General features: G+C 29.5%; 18 protein-coding genes. 10 read left to right on the top strand and 8 right to left on the bottom strand.

Annotated elements, in window-relative coordinates:
- The 4 genes from HMPREF0202_RS08195 to HMPREF0202_RS08180 all read left to right on the top strand — a co-directional run.
- Window positions 1-950, top strand: a 950-nt coding sequence (locus HMPREF0202_RS08195) for a beta galactosidase jelly roll domain-containing protein (protein WP_023050416.1), incomplete at its 5' end; no start/stop codon positions are given.
- Between the two features lie 12 nt (window positions 951-962).
- The gene (locus HMPREF0202_RS08190) at window positions 963-2,246 is read left to right on the top strand and encodes an ABC transporter substrate-binding protein (RefSeq protein ID WP_023050415.1); all 1,284 of its coding nucleotides are present in this window, start codon (window positions 963-965) and stop codon (window positions 2,244-2,246) included.
- Between the two features lie 16 nt (window positions 2,247-2,262).
- Window positions 2,263-3,249: a carbohydrate ABC transporter permease gene (locus HMPREF0202_RS08185; RefSeq protein ID WP_023050414.1), complete on the top strand. Its 987-nt coding sequence runs from the start codon at window positions 2,263-2,265 to the stop codon at window positions 3,247-3,249.
- Entirely contained in the window at window positions 3,215-4,051 is an 837-nt protein-coding gene (locus HMPREF0202_RS08180; protein WP_023050413.1) for a carbohydrate ABC transporter permease, read from the top strand. The genes HMPREF0202_RS08185 and HMPREF0202_RS08180 overlap by 35 nt, the downstream gene beginning before the upstream one ends.
- A 62-nt stretch (window positions 4,052-4,113) precedes the next feature.
- On the opposite strand, the gene HMPREF0202_RS08175 is transcribed toward HMPREF0202_RS08180, so the two are convergent.
- From HMPREF0202_RS08175 to HMPREF0202_RS08150, 6 genes are all read right to left on the bottom strand, one after another.
- The gene (locus HMPREF0202_RS08175) at window positions 4,114-5,877 is read right to left on the bottom strand and encodes a glycoside hydrolase family 35 protein (protein WP_023050412.1); all 1,764 of its coding nucleotides are present in this window, start codon (window positions 5,875-5,877) and stop codon (window positions 4,114-4,116) included.
- A gap of 12 nt (window positions 5,878-5,889) precedes the next feature.
- Window positions 5,890-7,212 (bottom strand): sulfatase family protein, encoded by a 1,323-nt coding sequence (locus HMPREF0202_RS08170; protein WP_023050411.1) that lies wholly within the window; start codon window positions 7,210-7,212, stop codon window positions 5,890-5,892.
- A gap of 9 nt (window positions 7,213-7,221) precedes the next feature.
- Entirely contained in the window at window positions 7,222-8,049 is an 828-nt protein-coding gene (locus tag HMPREF0202_RS08165; protein ID WP_023050410.1) for a carbohydrate ABC transporter permease, read from the bottom strand.
- 4 nt (window positions 8,050-8,053) lie between these two features.
- Entirely contained in the window at window positions 8,054-8,986 is a 933-nt protein-coding gene (locus tag HMPREF0202_RS08160; protein WP_023050409.1) for a carbohydrate ABC transporter permease, read from the bottom strand.
- Window positions 8,987-10,243, bottom strand: a complete 1,257-nt coding sequence (locus tag HMPREF0202_RS08155) for an ABC transporter substrate-binding protein (RefSeq protein WP_040406947.1) — start codon at window positions 10,241-10,243, stop codon at window positions 8,987-8,989. It abuts the gene before it with no gap.
- A 74-nt stretch (window positions 10,244-10,317) separates the two neighbouring features.
- Window positions 10,318-11,289, bottom strand: coding sequence for a LacI family DNA-binding transcriptional regulator (locus HMPREF0202_RS08150; protein ID WP_023050407.1), 972 nt, complete (start codon window positions 11,287-11,289; stop codon window positions 10,318-10,320).
- 154 nt (window positions 11,290-11,443) lie between these two features.
- Here HMPREF0202_RS08150 and HMPREF0202_RS08145 point away from each other — a divergent pair, with 154 nt between their 5' ends.
- Window positions 11,444-12,712: a Gfo/Idh/MocA family protein gene (locus HMPREF0202_RS08145; RefSeq protein WP_040406945.1), complete on the top strand. Its 1,269-nt coding sequence runs from the start codon at window positions 11,444-11,446 to the stop codon at window positions 12,710-12,712.
- Between the two features lie 31 nt (window positions 12,713-12,743).
- Here the strand turns inward: HMPREF0202_RS08145 and HMPREF0202_RS08140 are convergent, their stop codons facing one another.
- Window positions 12,744-13,622: a replication initiation protein gene (locus tag HMPREF0202_RS08140; RefSeq protein ID WP_023050405.1), complete on the bottom strand. Its 879-nt coding sequence runs from the start codon at window positions 13,620-13,622 to the stop codon at window positions 12,744-12,746.
- A 242-nt stretch (window positions 13,623-13,864) separates the two neighbouring features.
- On the opposite strand from HMPREF0202_RS08140, the gene HMPREF0202_RS08135 reads away from it, so the two are divergent.
- From HMPREF0202_RS08135 to pepV, 5 genes are read left to right on the top strand one after another with little or no spacing between them, the layout of a single operon-like run.
- Window positions 13,865-14,185 (top strand): PTS lactose/cellobiose transporter subunit IIA, encoded by a 321-nt coding sequence (locus tag HMPREF0202_RS08135; protein WP_023050404.1) that lies wholly within the window; start codon window positions 13,865-13,867, stop codon window positions 14,183-14,185.
- 4 nt (window positions 14,186-14,189) lie between these two features.
- Window positions 14,190-15,146, top strand: a complete 957-nt coding sequence (locus tag HMPREF0202_RS08130; protein WP_023050403.1) for a glycosylasparaginase — start codon at window positions 14,190-14,192, stop codon at window positions 15,144-15,146.
- A complete protein-coding gene (locus HMPREF0202_RS08125; protein ID WP_023050402.1) occupies window positions 15,147-16,448 on the top strand; it encodes a PTS sugar transporter subunit IIC in 1,302 nt (433 codons plus the stop codon).
- The gene (locus HMPREF0202_RS08120; protein WP_023050401.1) at window positions 16,448-16,756 is read left to right on the top strand and encodes a PTS sugar transporter subunit IIB; all 309 of its coding nucleotides are present in this window, start codon (window positions 16,448-16,450) and stop codon (window positions 16,754-16,756) included. Before HMPREF0202_RS08125 ends, HMPREF0202_RS08120 begins: the two co-directional genes overlap by 1 nt.
- Window position 16,757: 1 nt before the next feature.
- Complete coding sequence (pepV, locus tag HMPREF0202_RS08115) at window positions 16,758-18,164, top strand: dipeptidase PepV (RefSeq protein WP_023050400.1); 1,407 nt, start codon at window positions 16,758-16,760, stop codon at window positions 18,162-18,164.
- Between the two features lie 45 nt (window positions 18,165-18,209).
- Here the strand turns inward: pepV and HMPREF0202_RS08110 are convergent.
- Window positions 18,210-18,987 (bottom strand): ABC transporter substrate-binding protein (locus HMPREF0202_RS08110; RefSeq protein ID WP_023050399.1); only part of this gene is annotated, 778 nt, incomplete at its 5' end.

Raw genomic sequence — 18,987 nt, 5'->3', positions numbered from 1 at the left:
TGTTCCATGGAGGAACTAACTTTGGATTTATGAATGGAGCAAACTATCATGATGAGCAGCGTTGTACAGTAACTAGTTATGATTATGATGCTCTTTTAACAGAAGCTGGAGATTTAACTAAAAAATATCATCTGGTAAAGGATACTATTGATGAATTAAAAGAAAAAATAAATATTAAAAAACATAAAAATTACAAAGAGTATAAAGTAAAAGATTCAAAAAAAATAGCTTGTGGGAAAGTAGAGTTTAAGGAAAGTGCATCTCTTTGGAATAATTTAAATATACTATCTAAACACTATACTTCACCGTATGTAAAAACTATGGAGGAGTTAGATCAAGATTATGGTTTTATACTTTATAAAACAAAGGTTAAAGGAGTTATTGAAAATATGCCACTAACTTTGCAAGAGGTTAGAGATAGAGCTTTGATATATTTAAATGGAGAGTTTAAAGGAGTTATTGATAGAAATAATAAACAGGAAATAATACTAAACTGTGAAAAAGAGGAGTCAACATTAGAGATTTTAGTTGAAAATATGGGAAGAATTAACTATGGACCTCTATTAAAAGATAGTAAAGGTATAACAGAGGGAGTTAGACTTGATAGACAATTTCTATTTAATTGGGAAATTTACACAATACCATTAGATGATATATCTAATTTAGATTTTGGAGATTGTGTTAAAGATGTTGAAAATCACCCAAGATTCTTTAAAGGAACTTTTAATGTATCTGAGAGTGGAGATACTTTCTTAGATTTCACAGGATGGGAAAAGGGTGTTGTATATATAAATGGATTTAACTTAGGAAGATACTGGAGTGAGGGACCTCAAAAGAGACTTTATGTTCCATCACCTCTTTTAAAAGAGGGAGAGAACGAAATTGTTATTTTTGAACTTCATAATAATGGTGAAGTTATGGAACTTTTTGCAGAAGCTAAACTTTTTTAAGGAGGGTAAAAAATGAAAAGATATTTAAAGGTTTTAGGAGTAGGAACAATGTTGTTTATGGCTGCTTGTGGTGATGGAGAAAAGAAAGAGGTAACTAAAGCAGAGGATAAAAAAATTGAGCTGACTTTTGTAACATACTCTGGAACAGGGGAAGAGTATATGATGGATACAAATAGTCTAGTAGAAGCTTACCAAAAGGTAGCTCCAAATGTAACAATAAAAATGGAGAAAATACCTGCAACTGAGTATGATAATACAATGAAAATAAGAAACTCAGCACAGAAACTACCAGATATTTTTCCTGTGAGAGTTGTAACTATGGAAAGTTTTAAAAGTGTGCTACTTCCTTTAAATGAAACAGAAGCTGCAAAAGTAAATAAGTTTGCTAAAGATTTTGAAATTGATGGAAACATATATGGATTACCAATGTATGGTTTTAATGAGTTTGTTTATTATAGAAAAAGTGTATTCAACGAGTTAGGACTGGAGATACCTACAACATGGGGAGAGTTTGTAGCACTTTCAACAAAGATAAAAGACAATGGTACTTATATTCCAATGGCATTAGGTGCTAAAGACTCTTGGACAACATATCCTTTTAATGAGTTTATGCCATTTTTAGTTCCAGGTGGTAATGATATTTTAAGTAAAATGGCTGTAGAAAAAGATCCATTTTCTCCGGGAAAACCATTTTATGTAGCTTATGATATGTTAGATAAATACTACAATACAAAGCCTTTTGGAGATGATCCATTAGGATATGGTTGGGATCAAGAAAAAAGTATGTTTGCTTCTAAAAAGGCAGCTATGCTAGCATCAGGGCAATGGTTTTATATGGATTTAGAAAAAGAGATGTCTAAAGAAACATTAGATGATGTAGGAGTATTTGTACTACCAGCTCGTGAAACAAAAGAGGATCCATTTAGATATTTAGTTTCAGCTGAAGTATTTTTATCAATTCCAAAATATAGTAAAAATGCTGATGAGGCTAAAAAGTTCTTAGATTGGTTCTTTACAAGTGACTACTATAAAGAGTATGTAACATATATGAATGTATTACCAGCTGTAGAGGGAGTAAAGGGTAGAGAGAGCATGTTTAATGTGGCTATAGCAAATATTCCAAATCCAGAGGTTGTACTTCAAAAAGGTGGAGATGAAAAGTTTAGAAAAATAGCTAATTATATATCTTTTGATGTTAAGAGAATGGGTCAAGAGATGATTCAAGGAGTTAATTTTACAGAGTATATGAATGAGTTTAACAAAAGATGGACAGAAGCTCAAGAAAACACAAAGTAGTTGTTAGGAGTAGAGTATGAAAGATAAAACACAAAAAAGTATATTGTTAGCATGTTTTTTAGCAATCCCAACTATATTGCTATTTGTATTTGTTCTTTATCCAGGATTTAAATTAGCTCTAATAAGTTTTACAGATTGGGATGGGATAAATCCTAGTTATAACTACGTTGGATTAAAAAATTATACTCAAGTATTTCAAAGAAAAGATATTTGGCAAAGTTTAAAAAATAATAATCTATATTTTATGCTACATCTTCTTTTTATTCCAATAGAGATGTATTTAGCAATGCTTTTAGATAGGTATATCAAAAAAAGTGAATTTTTTAAAACTATAGTTTTTATGCCATATATAATAAATGGAGTTGCAATAGCCTATATGTTTTCCTTTTTATATAGTTCTGAGGATGGGGTATTAAATGGACTTTTAGCTCTTGGAAGTATTGGGAAAATCAGATGGTTAAGCGATCCTAAAATTGTAAACTATTCATTAGTTGTAGTTTCTCTTTGGAGATTTACAGGAGTTCACATAATACTTTTCTTAGCTGGACTTCAATCAATAAATAAGGATATGTTAGAGGCTGCATTAATTGATGGAGCCTCAGTATTACAGCAATTTGTAAAAATAATAATACCTAATATGAAATCTATTCTTAGTATAGTACTGTTTTTAAATGTTAGAGGAGCTCTGATGGTTTTTGATATTCCATTTGTTATGACGAGTGGAGGTCCAGGAACGAGCAGTACAACATTTGCTCTTCACACAGTAAAAACAGCCTTTGAATTTAGTAACTTTGGTTTAGCTTGTGCAATGGCTATAGTTTTAATAGTTGCAATAATAGTTATATCAATAGTTCAAAGTTTAGTTTTAGAGCCTGAAAAGTTTAGAGGTAAGCTAAATAAAGTAAAAGGATTTTTTAAAAAAGAGGAATTAAAAGTTGAAATGGCAATGGAAAAGGAGGGGGAGAAATTTGAAAAAGAAAAAAACGAGCGAGTTACTGTTTAATACTCTAAATCACACAGTTTTTGTAGTTATAACTTTGATAGTTTTAGTTCCCTTACTTTTAGTGGTATTGTCATCTTTTAAAACTCCAGAGCAGATAGCTCAAGGGTATCATCTATCTTTACCAGCACCATTTTCATTGGATAACTACAAAGAGGTTTTTAAAAATGGAAATGTTTTAACAGGGTTTAAAAACTCAATGCTTTTAGTTTTAGGAACAATAACAATAAATGTTATTTTAAGTAGTATGGTTGCTTACTCTTTAAGTAGATTTGAGTTTAAACTTAAAAAGGTATACTTCTTCTTATTTAGTTTTTCAATGCTAATACCTAGCTTTATTGCTGAGATAACAAGATTTGGAATAATTGGAAGACTTGGAATATATGATACGCTACTAGCACCAATGGTAATCTATATATCAACAGATATACTTCAAATATATGTGTATAAACAGTTTATAGATCAGATTCCATACTCTTTAGATGAAAGTGCAAGAATTGATGGATGCTCATATTTTAAAATATATTGGAAAGTTATATTTCCACTTATTTTACCAGCAACAGCCACACTTATAATCTTAAAATCTGTAGATGTATTAAATGATATGTTTACACCATATCTATATATGCCAAGTGCTGCTAATGCAACACTTACAACAATGTTAATGAACTATGTAGGGCGTAGCGGTTCATGGGCTAAGTTATCAGCTGCTATAGTAATAGTTATGTTGCCAACAGTTATAATGTATTTGATATTTAAGAAGAAGATTTTATCAGGAATAGTAGCAGGAGCTGTTAAAGAGTAAAAAAGATAGAGTAAAAGAGGTTTTAGCAAAACTAGCTAAAACCTCTTTTTTATATATCTACATTATTCTAAAATTGGATTTTCAATAAGGTTTAAATACTCTCCAAATTTATGAAGTTCAAAAATTACAATCTCATTTGTTCCACTTTTTAAAAGATCTTTAGGTAAGTAAAGAGTCTTTTGAGGTCCAATCTCCCAATATCGCCCTAAGTTAAAACCATTTACATAGATATGTCCTTTAGACCAATTTTCAAAGGTAATAAAAGTATCACAAGGTTCATCAACTTCAAAGGTTCCTAAATAGAAACTCGGGTTATTATCATCAATTTCACAATCTAAAGGTTGAAAATTTAAATTACTAATATCATTCATAGGAAGAGTATATATATTCCAATTAAAAAGGAATTGTCTTTCTAATCTAACACCCTCTGTGATTCCTTTAAAATCTTTAAGTTGAGCTCCATAGTTAATTCTTCCCATATTTTCAACTAAAATTTTAAGGTTATTATTTGTAGATTCACTGTTTAAAATAATCTCTTGATTACTATTTCTATCAATAACTCCTTTAAACTCATCATTGAAGAAAACTAAAGCTCGATCCCTAACATTTTGTAGAGTAAGTTTCATATTTTTTATAATATATGGAATTTCAGTTTCATATACGATATAGCCATAACTTTGATTGAAATACTCCATAGGTTTAATAGTAGGTGAGCTATATTTTTCAGAGATGCTCTCTAAGTTTCTAAATAAATTAGCTTGCTTTGTAAATTTAACCTCTCCATAATTTTTTTTCCTAGAGTTTTGAACACTGTAAAATTTATGGTTTTTATGTTTCTTTACACTGATTTTTCCATTGAAACTTTCTAAAACAGATTTTGTTAAATTATATTTTTCTGTTAAATCTCCAGCCTCAGTTAAAAGAGAGTCATAGTCATAACTTGTAACAGTTGGTCTATAATCAATATCAAAATTGGCTCCAGACATAAATCCAAAGTTAGTTCCTCCATGGAACATATAGAAATTTACAGAAATATTATTATCTAATATTTTTTTGAACTCATCAATCATATTTTTAGGTTCTCTAGTAATATGTCCATGCCCCCAATGATCAAACCATCCAATCCAAAACTCCATAACCATCTTAGGCATATTAGTTTGATAATTATTTAGCATTTCAAAAGCTTCCTCTGTTTTAGAACCATAGTTAATAGTTTTCCAAATATGAGGTAAAGTACCACCACCTAACATATAATGAGTTGGACCATCTGAGGTAAATAAAGGAATATCAATACCTCTTTGAGTTAGAGCATTTTCTAAATATTTTAAATAATTAGAATCATTTCCATAACTACCATATTCATTTTCTATTTGAACAGCTATAATAGGACCACCATTTGATGCTAAAAGTGGCTTTATTTTTGGGATAAGCATATCATAATATCTATCTATTTTTTCAATGTAAATTTTATCCATAGTTCTAAAGGCGATATCATTATATTTAAGTAGCCAAGAAGGAAGTCCACCAAACTCCCATTCAGCACAAATATATGGAGAGGGTCTAAAGATAACATAAAGTCCAACCTCTTCAGCAGTTTTAATAAATTTTTCAACATCTAACATTCCAGAAAAATCAAAAGTATTCTCAATAGGTTCATGAAGATTCCAAGGAGCATATGTTTCAACACAGTTAAAGCCAGCAGCAGCAATTTTTTCAAGTCGATCTTTCCATTGTTCAGGTAAAGTTCTAAAGTAATGCATAGCTCCAGATATAAGTAGTGTTTCCTCTTCATCTAAAAATAGTTTATCTTTATGTATTCTTAACATATTAATCTCCTCTTATATGATATTACAAACTTTATTTTCATATTTAAAAATTTGTTTTGTAATCTCTTTATTTAATATTTTTAAAATATTTGTATATTCAGAATCATTGATTAAGTTTGTGGTTTCTAATGGATCTTTCTCTAAATCATATAAATAAAGAGGAGTGTAATTATCACTATACGAATCTTTCCAAGGGTTTTTAGTAGGGTCAAATACACAATATTTAAATTTATCAGTTCTAATAGCTCTCCCTACAATACTTTCACTAATTTGAATAAAAGTTATATTTTTGTCTCTATTTATTAATTTATCTTGAATAGGTGTGCCTTGCATTTCAGGTGAAGGATTAATACCGGCTATTTTTAAAATAGTAGGTGGAAGATCTATAAGAGAAACAAATTTATTAACTCGACCATATTTAAAATTATCTCCATAGATTATTAAAGGCGTTTTGATTACACCATCATGACAAGAACGTTTATAATCATCTGCCCCAGGTTTAATCAAATCTCTATTTCTAGTTTTAAAGTGACAACCGTGATCACTTGTATAGATAATTACAGTGTTTTCAAATTCACCATTAGCTTTTAAAGTCTCAATAATTCGACCAACATTATAATCTAAAGAGTTACAACAACCTAAATAATCAGCATATTCTTTTTGAGCATCTCCACCACCTAAAGCTTCAATATCTTTAGGAAGCTTAAAATCTTTGAATTTTTCTTTTGAACCATTAGGGCCCTCATATTGCCTTCTATCATTTTGATGATGTGGTTCAATATAAGAGATAAAAAGAAAAAATGGATTAGTAGTGTTTCTATTGTTTAAATATGAGATAGCATAATCAGTCATAGCATCAACTCTATAACCTTTAAAATCAATCTTTTCCATATCTTTATTAAATACAAAACCATCATATCCGTGAGAAGTAAACTCTAAAATATCAGATGCCATCCAATAATCTTTATATCCACCTCTTTTATTTTCTGGAATAGCAGTGGTATGGTATTCTTCAATACCATCATCAGATGCTAAATGCCACTTACCAACGTAAGCAGTTTCATAACCAATATCATTTAAATATTTTGCCATCGTTTTCTCTTTTGTGGGAAGAGATATTCCATTTTTAAAAGCTCCAATTTGAGTCGGATATTTACCAGTTTGTAAACAAGCTCTAGCTGGACCACAAACTGGTTGAGCAGTAAAAGAGTTTTCAAATAGAGTTCCCTCTTCAGCTAATTTATCTAAATTTGGGGTAACATTTAAATTTTGTCCATAACACCCCATTGTATCTTGTCTTTGTTGATCGGAAAAAATAAAAAGTATATTCTTCAAGATGTCCTCCTACTCCTTTACTGCACCAGCAGTCATTCCAGCAAGTATTTTTTTTCTAAATAAAAGATATAAAATTATTCCAGGTAACATAACAACAATAACAGCAGCACTAAGCTTTGACCAAGAACCACTACGACCAACATAAGTCATTAACATAGTTGTCATAGTTGCATTCCTAGGGCTAGGCATATATAGATATGGAGTGAACATATCATTTAGTACAGCTACAGATTTCAATATAGCTAAAGTTGCAGTTGCAGGAATTATAACAGGAAAGATAACTTTCCAATAAATTTTAAAATATGAACAGCCATCAATCATAGCACTCTCATCTAAAGAGGGAGGTATCTGATCTATAAATTGTTTATAGATATAAATTTGCATTAAATCAGTTCCAACATAGATTAATAATGGAGCTAATAAAGTATCGTAAACTCCTAAATTTATAATAATTCCAAATCTAGTAATCTCAGCTATAAAACCAGGAAGAAGCATCCCAACACTAAGTAGAAAAAAGAAAAGTCTTTTTAATTTAAATTCAAATCTACTTAGAGAGTAAGCTACCATACTAGCTAAAAGAGAGTTAATTATAACAGTAAAAAATACAAGTAAAGCTGAGTTTTTAAATGCAACAAGCATATTTCCATCTTTATAAACATCAATATAATTTTGGAAAGTAAATGGCTTTGGAAAAGCTAGAACACTTTCTTTAGCTATTTGAGTAGCTGTTTTAAATGATGAAAATAAAGTAATTAAAAGAGGTAAGATAACAATTAATGCAAAAATAACAAATAATGTGTGGTTAAAAATACTAAATAGATTATTTTTCTTTTTCATAAATCTATCCTTTCATATTAAGTAGTCTATCTTGTAGTTTAGATAGTAATAAAATCATAACTATTAAAATAATAGCCATTGAAGCAGCTAATCCAAAGTTTTCAAATTCGAAAGCTATTTTAACTAAATTTAATGCAAAGGTAGCACTACTCTCTTTTGGACCACCACTTGTCATAACAAAGGGAATATCAAATACCATTAAAGCACCACGAGCATTTAAAAACAGTACAATACTAGTAACCGTTTTCATATTAGGCATTATAATTTTTGAAAACTGTTGAAATACTGAAGCTCCATCAATAACAGCTGCTTCAAGCATATCTTTAGGTATAGATTGTAGTCCAGCTAAAAATAAGATGATTGGCATTCCAGTGAATCTCCATAAAGAAACTCCAGCTAATGAGTAGTTAACAATTTCAGGATCACTTAACCATCCAATTTTAGACATTTTCATAAGTTCTAATGCAGCATTTAAAACTCCATCTTCTGAGCTATAAAGAAATGAGAACATATAAGCTACCGCAACACCATTTATAATATAAGGCATAAAAAATATGCTTTTAAAAAATTCACTTCCTTTGATAAATCTATCTAACAGAAAAGCTATATATAATTCAACAGGTATTAGTAGAAAATGTAAGGTAAAATATATACTATTTGCTTTTAATGTTGTCCATAAACTTTTAGAAGTGAATAGTGTTCTAAAGTTTTCCAAACCAATAAAATTATAAGTTTCAGATATTCCATTCCAATCAGTTAAACTAATATATACAAGTTTTAGCGCTGGATAAATAATAAAACTAAGAAGCATAACTGTTGGTATAAATAAGAATGTAATTAAAAGTAATTTTTTTTGAATTTCTTTATTTCTTAAAAATTGTTTTAAAGTTTTTTTCTCAATACTATTTTCTCTTTCTAAGATTAAACTTTCAGCCATTTATCTACCAACTACCTTTCCTTTTGCATCGTTCCATTTTTTATTCCATTCTTCCATTAATTGTTTGAAGTCACTTCCACTTAAAAGCTCTTGAGATAATTGATTTTGATCATATCTAGTTTCATTTTTGATTTTTGTATAATTTTCTCCACCAGGAATTTGATAAACTGCTTGTAAATTTTCTACTTTATCAGTAACGGCTTTGAAAGGACTATCTGTTAATTCCACACCTTCTACAGTTGGAATTACTTGCATGTAGTTGATGTAGTCTTTATAATAATTACTAGCAAAAAACCATTCAATAAACTCCTTAGCTTCTTTTTCATGCTTTGTACTTTTTGGTACACCTAAGAAAACTTCTCCAGTAACGAAGTATCTAAATTTATCCTCTTTACTGTCTCTAACAGGCATTAAAAACATTCCTAAATCATTTTGATCCTCTTCAGATGCATCTTTCATAAAGTCTTTATAAAACCACTGACCAACAGCAATCATAGCTGACTTACCAGATAAAAACATATTTTTTTCTTGGCTCCATCCATATCCTAAAGGATTTTCTCCCGCTGGTTTTAATTGGAATAATTGATTAACTTTTTCATATCCTTTATAAACACTTGTTCCCTCGCTGAAAGGAGAGTTCATATCTCCCATTTGATTTAGTAGATTATCACCATTTTCAACTAAATAAGGAACAAATTGACCATAAGGATATGTTGTCCATAAATCTTTACCACCAATTGCAAGAGGAATTAAGTCACTTGAATTATTAATTGTTTTTACAACTTCTAAGAACTCATTCCAAGTTTGTGGTACCTCTAATCCAAGTTTATTAAAGACACTTTTTCTATAGTAAACATATTCATTAAAACCATACATGGGTAAACCTACGACTTTTCCATTAATTTTATATGGTTCAGCAAACGTATTTATTTTTGAAGCATTTAAATCACTTAAATCATGCACAGCATCTCTATAAGAATACATGTGTTTATTTCTAATAGCAAAAATATCGGGAAGTTGCTTTGCAGTATTTCTAATTTTCATTGTAGTGTCATACTCAGTATTTGGAATTTTTTCAATTTTTATAGTAACATTTGGATTTATCTTTTTATATTCAGTATTTATATCGTTAATATCCATAAAAAATTGTTCTCCAGTACCTTCCCAAGTACTGAAAGTTAAGACTTTAGCTTCATCTTTTTGACCGCATCCTATTAATGTCCCCATAATTAATAGTCCACCTAATATTTTTTTCATAATACCTCCCAAAATTGTATACGTATTCATAATTTATGATAATTTTATACTCTATATTTTTATATTTGTCAAATTTATTTTAAACTACTTTTTCGAACTTCAATACAAGGAGAAAGTTTAACTCCTTTTTTTACTTTTTCATTATTAAAAATAATCTCAATTCCTATTCTAACCATCTCTTCTGTGGGCTGAGTGATACTAGTAATATCTAGAAGTTTAGAAACAATAGTATTATCAAAACCAACAAGTGCTATATCTTCAGGTATTTTATATCCAAATTCATTTGCTTTTTTTAGAAATAAGCATGCAACTTCATCATTAGAAGCAATATAAGCATCACAAAGAGTCTTTTTACTTTCAAAAAGGGTATTTATTTCATTACCAGTTAAATTAATAGTGTCCATTTTTACAAACCAATTTGGTTTAAAATAAATCCCATTTTCTTTAAGAATTTTTTTAATTCCTTCTAATTTTGGGTGATATTTTTTACTATCTCCACCAATATAACCGATATTTTTATAGCCTTCATTGATAAGGTGATTAGCAGCAATTTCTCCTCCCTCATTAAGAGAGGTTGTAACATAATTATGTCCAGGAAAATCTTCATTAAGAGCAACAAAAGGAACATCTGTAGTTTCTAAAAAATCAAGATTTTTTCCATCTACAGGGGTTATAAGTATTCCCTCTACGTTTCGTGCCAACATCATTTTAATGTGTTCTAACTCAAAATCAGCATTTTTTTCTGAGTTCATAACAAGAAGACTATATCCTTTTTCTCTAGCAAGTTTTTCTGCATACTTAATCATATCCAAATAGTAATGATTAGAAAAACTAAAAACAATAAGGCCCAAAATTTTACTGCCGACTCCTCTCATAGTTTTTGCATTTTCATTGGGAACAAATTTATATTTATCAATAAAATATAGTATTTTTTCCCTTAATTCAGGCTTAACTTTTTCAGGTTGATTAATAGCTCTTGATACAGTTGCTTGAGAAACACCAACTAAACTGGCAATTTCTGTCATGGTAATTCTTTTATTTTTCATTTTTCCTCCTTCTAAATTACTATATATAAAAAATAATACCTTATAAAATTAATAGAAGCAAATTTTTATGAAAAAAATTTGACATTTTAAAAATCATGTACTATACTCACATTGAAAATAAATGTATACGTATTCAAAAAAGGGAGGATATTTTATGTTAAGAATCGGTGTAATAGGAGCAGGTAATAGAGGAAAGGATGTTTATGCTAATTTTATTTTAAAAAATAGTGATGAAGCAGATATTATTGCTGTAGCAGAACCAAATTCTATAAAAAGAGACCAAATGATAAAAGCTCATGGGATTCTACCTGAGTATGTATTTAATTCTTGGGAAGAATTTTTAGAAAAAGATAAATTTTGTGATGCTATAATTTTAGCAACAGGTGATGATATGCACTTTGAACCTATGGAACTTGCTATGAAAAAAGGCTATGATATTCTTTTAGAAAAACCGATGTCAAATAGAGTTGAAGAATGTATTGATATAGTTAAAATGGCTGAAAAATATGGTGTTAAAGTTATGGTTTGTCATGTGCTTAGATATACACCATTTTTTAGTAAATTAAAAGAATTAATAGATAGTGGAGTAATTGGAGAGGTTGTAGATATACAACACAATGAAAATATAGGAAACTTCCACTTTGCACATAGTTTTGTTAGAGGTAACTGGAGAAATTCTGACGAAACAAGTCCTCTTATTTTACAAAAAAGTTGTCATGATTTAGATATTTTATCTTGGCTTTTAAATGGTAATCCTTGTAAAAAAATAGCTTCTTTTGGAAATTTAAAATACTTTAGAAAAGAAAATGCTCCAGAGGGATCAGCAGATAGATGTTTAGAGTGTAAATATATAGATAGTTGCATATATTCACCAAAGAAAATATATTATAATAATATTGGAGCTTGGCCAACACTAGTTGCTAGTGAAATACAAACAGAGGAAGCTTTAACAAAATCTTTAGAGCACAATCAATATGGAAGATGTGTTTATAAGTGTGATAATAATGTCGTAGATAATATGGTTTCTATAATTGAGTTTGAAAATGGAGTAAATGTAACATTTAATCTATGTGCTTTTACAGACGAAGTATGTAGAACAATAAAAGTTATGGGAACTAAAGGTGAAATAAGAGGAAATGATGCAAAAAATCATATAGAAGTTTATGAGTTTGGAAAAGGAGATGGACGTTTTGCAAATGGAAAGAAAACTGAGATTATTCCAGATGTTTTAGAAGGTGGACATGGAGGAGGAGACACAGGACTTATGAACGATTTTATAAATCTTTGTTTAGGAAGACAAGAGGATTCTAGAACTAATCCAAGAACATCTTTAGAAAGTCATATAATGGCCTTTGCAGCAGAGGATTCAAGAGTTAATGGAAATGTTGTTTACATGGATGAATATTTAAATAGATTTAATTAAATATAAAGGATTAACCAGATTGGTTAATCCTTTATTCATCTTTAACATTTTCAAATATCTCAATAACTGTGGGTAAATCTTTTCTATATAGTATTTTAAATGTAAACTCTTTGTAGGTATAAATTAAAGTTTCATCATTTTTTATATTGTATATTTTAACTAAAAGTTTAGAGTTAAAATGGTAGTTAGAAATATATGATGTATCTCCTTTAAGCTTTTTATAGATTTCCATAAGTTCACTATGAAGCTCAAAAAGATTTTTAAAAGTTTTAGTTAAAGAAAAAATAGGCTTAACCGCATTGGTTTCACTACTTTTATAATCTTTTACGATTTTAATTCCTAAAATTTTAGCACTTTTATATTCTCCAACTTTATTTTTTTCATATTCAATATCAAGCTCTCCAATAGTTATAAGATCTTTAAAAATGGGTTTTAAGAGATTTTTTTCAATATCATAGAATCTATCATATGTCTCTTGAATATCTAATAGATCTCTTAAACTATTCATTGAAATATTTAAAATGTTTTTTTCACTGTTTAGAATCTCTTGATAAAATCTATATGAGTACCTTTCTTTAAACTTAAGTATTTTTTTGATTTTTTCATCTAATATATGTGATGAAAATTCAAAGGATACATAATCTTTTTCAAAAAAATAACTATTTAGAATATTGAATCTTTTTTTTAAATTTAGATTTGAATCAGTGATAACTATATTTTTAGAAAAAAACTTAAATAAAAGCTTTTCTAATTCCATAATTTTTGGTTCCTCTTTAACTTCAAATATTTTATAAAGCGTTTCTAAATGAACAGTAACTGAGCTACTGTTAATATCAACTGATCTTAAAAAATCTCTCTCTTTTTTACTCAGTTTTTTAGAAAATTCAATAAAAATATTTTTATTTTCCACTCTGAACTCCTTTTTTCTAATTTTTTTTTAATTTTTTTATATATGAAATAAATTTTTTTAAAACGATATACTATATTAGAGTATATCGTTATATATAATCATAGCTTATAAAAAGATTAAAATCAAGATTTTATATATAAAAAAAGGATGTTATTAACGAAATACGCACTGAAAAAATGTGATTTGACCAATAAAAAAAATTAGTATAAAGTGAAACTATGAAATGATACGGGAGGTTTTTTATGGATATTGAAGCAGTAGCAATGGCCATAGTTGGAAATGCAGGAGAGAGCAGAGCTTTATCTTATGAGGCTTTAAGAGCAGCTAAGAAGGGTGAGTTTGAAAATGCTAAAAAATTATTAGATGAAGCAAAAGAAAGAATGTATGCAGCTCATAGTGTACAAACTGAACTTATATGTAATGAAGCAGATGGAAAAGGGGTAGAGATAAACTTACTTATGATTCATGCACAAGATCATCTTATGAATGCAATATTAGCTAGAGAGTTAGTAGAGGAGTTAATTGAAGTACATAGAGAGTTAAAAGAGTTAAAAGGAGAATAAGGGTATGAGAAAACAATGGGGTATGATAGCAACTTGGAGAATGGCTTCTGAGGGAGTAACTTTAGGTTCAGAGATGTTAAAAAACGGTGGAAAATGTCAAGATGCATTAGAAGAAGCAGTTAAATTTGTAGAGGATTATCCATTTTATAAATCTGTAGGGTATGGAGGACTTCCAAATGAAGAGTGTGAAGTTGAATTAGATGCAGCATTTATGGATGGAAAAACTCTTTCTATAGGAGCAGTAGCTTCAATAAAGGATTTTAAAAACCCAATATCAATAGCAAGAAAACTAAGTGCAGATAGATATAACATATTTTTAGTAGGAGCTGGGGCAGAATCATATGCTCATAAAAATGGTTTTGTGAGACAAAATATGTTAACAGAAAGAGCTAAAAAGACTTGGGAGTTAAGAGTTAAAGAGATACAAGAAAAGAATCTTTCTCCATATGATGGTCATGATACTGTTTGTATGATAGCTTTAGATAAAGATGAAGATATGGCTGTAGCAACTTCAACAAGTGGACTTTTTATGAAGAAAAAGGGAAGAGTTGGAGATTCACCAGTTTCAGGATCAGGTTTTTATGTTGATAATGAAATTGGAGGAGCAGCAGCAACAGGTCTTGGAGAAGATATAATGAAAGGGTGTCTTTCTTATGAAGTAGTTCAGAGAATGAAAAAAGGAGAACATCCAATGGAAGCAGCTCAAAAAGCTGTTGATGAATTTTCTGAAACTTTAAGAAAAAGAAGAGGAAAAGCTGGAGAGATATCTATTGTAGCTATGAATAATAGAGGTGAATGGGGAATAGGAACAAATGTTGAGTTCACATTCTGTGTTGGAACAGAAACAGAAAAACCTCAAGTTTACATATCAACTCCTCAAGAAAATGGAGAGATAAAAATAGAAGTGGCATCTGAAGAGTACATGAAAGCATATAAAGAGAGAATTCAAAGGGGGATTTAAATGTCAAAAGTAATTGAGATTTTAGAGGAAAAGCTAGTTCCTGTAGCAGCTTGGATTGGGAGAAATAAACATATTAACGGTATAAGAAGAGCATTTGTTTTAATGATGCCTCTTTTAATGATTGGATCTATATTTTTAATGATATCGGCATTTCCATTACCAGCTTATCAAAAATTTATGTTAGAAACATTTGGAGCTAATTGGAAAAATATAATAGATATTCCAGTAAGTGCAACATTTTCATTAGTTGCAGTTTATGTAGCATTTTTAGTAGCTCAGCAACTTGCTAACCAATTTCAACTTGATAGTGTAGCTGTTGGACTTTTATCACTAGCATCATTTTTAATTTTAACACCATTATCTGAAATTGAAGGTATGGGTTCTGTTTTAAGTTTTAACTGGCTTGGAAGTAAAGGTATGTTTATAGCTATGGTAATTGGTATTGTTACAGCTAATATCTTCAGATTCTTTGTAAATAAAAAGATTCTTATTAAAATGCCTGATGGTGTACCACCTGAAGTTATAAAGTCATTTGAAGCACTAATTCCTGGAACAGTTATATTAGCATTGGCATTACTTTTAAGAATAGCTATGATGAATACTGAGTATGGAACAATCCACGACTTTGTATATAAAGTTTTAGCAATGCCGTTAAGAGCTTTAGGAACATCATTCTTTGGATCGTTATTAACAGTATTTTCAATTTCAATATTATGGTCAGTTGGTATAAATAGTGGATCTATGGTAAATGGATTTGTAAGACCTTTCTGGTTAGAGAATCAAGTTGAGAATATAAATGCTTTAAAAGAGGGATTACCATTACCTCATGTTATTACAGAACAATTCTTTGATATGATTTGGATGGGAGGAGCTGGAGCTACTTTATCTTTACTTTTAGCAATAGGTCTTTTTGCAAAGAGTAAACATATAAAAAGTGTTGGAGCAATTAGTGCTGTACCTGGGATATTTAATATAAATGAGCCAATCTTATTTGGAATGCCAATTATATTAAATCCTATTATGTTAATACCATTTAATATAATACCAATAGTATTTGTTACAACTCAATATTTAGCAATGACAATTGGTCTTGTAAGTAGACCTTTAGGGGTGGCTTTTCCATGGCCAACACCAGCAATAATTAGTGGATTTTTAACAGTTGGAGATATGTCAGGAGCTATTATTCAAATAGTTAACTTAATATTAGGAGCTCTAATATATCTACCATTCTTAAGAATATTAGATAAAGCAAGTAAATATGAAGAGGATGCAGTAGAAGCATTTGAAAAGGAGGCAAAATAATGAAAAAAATATTACTACTTTGTTCAGCAGGGATGTCAACAAGTATAGTTGTTAAAAAAATGTTAGAATCAGCAGAAAAAAGAGGAATACCTGTAGAGATAAAAGCTGTTGGATTAGAGATGTTCCAAGAGAACTTAGATAAATATGATACATTTTTACTAGGGCCTCAAGTTAAATTTAGAAAAGATGAGCTTAATAAGATAGCTCAAGGTGTTGGAAAAAAAGTTGAAGTTATAAATATGATGGACTATGGAATGATGAAAGGTGATAAAATATTAGATTTTGCTCTTTCATTAATTGAGGAGTAGTTTGAATACTAGAGAAACTCTAGAGAACTATATAGATGAACACTTTCAAGATACTTTAAAAGATATCCAAAAAATTGTTAAAATTAAAACTGTAAAAGAGGAGAGCACCATCGGTGCTCCCTTTGGTTTAGGATTAAAAAAAGGATTGGAAGAAACATTAAAAATAGCAAAAGATCTAGGGTTTAAAACTGTAAATTTAGATAATTACATTGGTTATGCTGAATTTGGAGAGGGAGAAGAGTACATAGGAGTTTTAGGTCATATAGATGTGGTACCAGAGGGAGATCACTCAAAATGGAGTGTACCGCCATATAGTGGAGATATAGTTGGGAAAAATATGATTTCAAGAGGTGCTTTAGATAATAAAGGACCAATAATCTCAGCACTACATTCAATGAAAGCTCTAAAAGAGTGTGTTCCAAGTTTTAATCATAGAGTTAGAATAATATTTGGAACAAATGAAGAGAGTGGAGATGAGGATATAAAGTATTACTTATCTAAAGAAAAAGCTCCAAAATATGCATTTACTCCAGATGGGCAATTTCCAGTTGTATTTTCAGAAAAGGGGATATATACATTCTCTTTTAAAGATACTTTTACAAAGGAAAATAGTTCAATATTAGATATAGTTGGAGGAACAAGATCAAATGTAGTTCCTGAAGAGGCTAAAGTATTTTTAAAAAAAGATTTATTTGAAAAGGTTTTAAAAGAGTTGGAAAAATTTAAAGATACTCCATGTAAAATTGAAGTTTTAGAAAAAGAAAACTGTTTAGAAGTTACATGTAAAGGAGTACCAGCTCACGCAAGCTCCCCACAAAGAGGTATAAATCCAATAACATGGTTATTTAGATTTTTAAATAAAGTTATATCTGAAAGGGATTCTTTAAAAAGATTTGTTAATTTTATGGATAGTGTTGTTGGAGTAGAAACTGACGGAAGTGGATTAGATATAAAAACTAAAAATGAAGAAACAGGTGATTTAACTTTAAGTTGTGGAATTGTAAAAACAACTCAGGAAAAAAAATCTTTATCAATATATGTTAAGTTTAATATTAGATATCCTGTGACTACTAATGAAAAACAGTTAGATGCTACACTTAGTAAAGTAGGAGGAGAAAATAATATAGAGTTTGTAAAAGAGAATCATAATGCACCCCTATATTTTCCTACAGAGCATCCATTGGTTGAAAAACTTCAAAAAGTTTTTAAAGAGATAACAGATAGAGATGATAAACCTGTAGCTTTAGGAGGGGGAACATATGCAAAACTTATGCCAAATACAGTTGCATTTGGACCAAACTTTAAAGAGTTTAAGGGAAATCCTCATGGATTTGATGAGAAAATGGATTTAGATATGTTAAAGCAAGGAATGCTAATGTATGCTTTAGGAGTTTTAGAATTAGTATAAAAAAACTACCTCTTTTGAGGTAGTTTTTTATTCTATTTAGATAAATTAAAATGATAATTTATAAAAAGTAGGATTATTAATAGGTGATTGAACAAATCCTTTAACTTCCTCTCTAATACCAGCACTTGCAGGCATAAAGTAGATTGGTAAAACAGGAACTTCCTCATTCATAATATTTTGAGCTTGAGCATATAACTCAGATCTTTTAGTAGAATCTAATTCGATTTTTCCTTTATCTAAAAGAGCATCGAAAGTGGGATTATCAAAGAAGCTTCTATTACCAGAAGACCCTTTCATACTACTGTGAAGAACAGAACCTATACCGTAATCAGCATCTCCAGATGAGTTTGACCATCCAAGCATAAAAAGGTCACTTTTTCCTGTTCCAGTTGCAGTTAGAAATGCAGCCCACTCTAAGATTTCAATTTTAATATTAATTCCAATATCTTTTAATTGAGCTTGTATAATTTCAGCCATTTGTTTTCTAAGTTCATTGTTACTTGTAACTAAAGTTAAACTTAAATCTTTATAACCAGATTCTTCTAAAAGCTTTTTAGCTTCTTCAGGATTATATTCAAATGGGGCAGTTTCTTTAGAATATCCCACTACTCCAGGCCCTAAGATACTGTTGGCTTTTTCTACAGCACCACTTAAAACAGATTCAATAATAATGTCTCTATTAATTCCCATTGCAATAGCTTTTCTAACATTTTTATTCTGAAGAGCACCTTTACCAGTATTAATACCTAAGTATCCTACGCCAAGAGAGCTAATTTCATCAACTCGAATATCTTTTCTATCTCCAAGAATTTTTCTACCAATA

It is taken from the genome of Cetobacterium somerae ATCC BAA-474 (genome assembly GCF_000479045.1).
Classification (GTDB): Bacteria; Fusobacteriota; Fusobacteriia; order Fusobacteriales; family Fusobacteriaceae; genus Cetobacterium_A; species Cetobacterium_A somerae.
This window is presented reverse-complemented; position numbering and strand designations above follow the sequence as displayed.

Coding starts and splice junctions, on each gene's coding strand:
- HMPREF0202_RS08190 (WP_023050415.1), top strand. CDS start 963: ATGAAAAGATATTTAAAGGTTTTAGGAGTAGGAACAATGTTGTTTATG.
- HMPREF0202_RS08185 (WP_023050414.1), top strand. CDS start 2,263: ATGAAAGATAAAACACAAAAAAGTATATTGTTAGCATGTTTTTTAGCA.
- HMPREF0202_RS08175 (WP_023050412.1), bottom strand. CDS start 5,877: ATGTTAAGAATACATAAAGATAAACTATTTTTAGATGAAGAGGAAACA.
- HMPREF0202_RS08165 (WP_023050410.1), bottom strand. CDS start 8,049: ATGAAAAAGAAAAATAATCTATTTAGTATTTTTAACCACACATTATTT.
- HMPREF0202_RS08160 (WP_023050409.1), bottom strand. CDS start 8,986: ATGGCTGAAAGTTTAATCTTAGAAAGAGAAAATAGTATTGAGAAAAAA.
- HMPREF0202_RS08155 (WP_040406947.1), bottom strand. CDS start 10,243: ATGAAAAAAATATTAGGTGGACTATTAATTATGGGGACATTAATAGGA.
- HMPREF0202_RS08150 (WP_023050407.1), bottom strand. CDS start 11,289: ATGAAAAATAAAAGAATTACCATGACAGAAATTGCCAGTTTAGTTGGT.
- HMPREF0202_RS08145 (WP_040406945.1), top strand. CDS start 11,444: ATGTTAAGAATCGGTGTAATAGGAGCAGGTAATAGAGGAAAGGATGTT.
- HMPREF0202_RS08135 (WP_023050404.1), top strand. CDS start 13,865: ATGGATATTGAAGCAGTAGCAATGGCCATAGTTGGAAATGCAGGAGAG.
- HMPREF0202_RS08130 (WP_023050403.1), top strand. CDS start 14,190: ATGAGAAAACAATGGGGTATGATAGCAACTTGGAGAATGGCTTCTGAG.
- HMPREF0202_RS08125 (WP_023050402.1), top strand. CDS start 15,147: ATGTCAAAAGTAATTGAGATTTTAGAGGAAAAGCTAGTTCCTGTAGCA.
- HMPREF0202_RS08120 (WP_023050401.1), top strand. CDS start 16,448: ATGAAAAAAATATTACTACTTTGTTCAGCAGGGATGTCAACAAGTATA.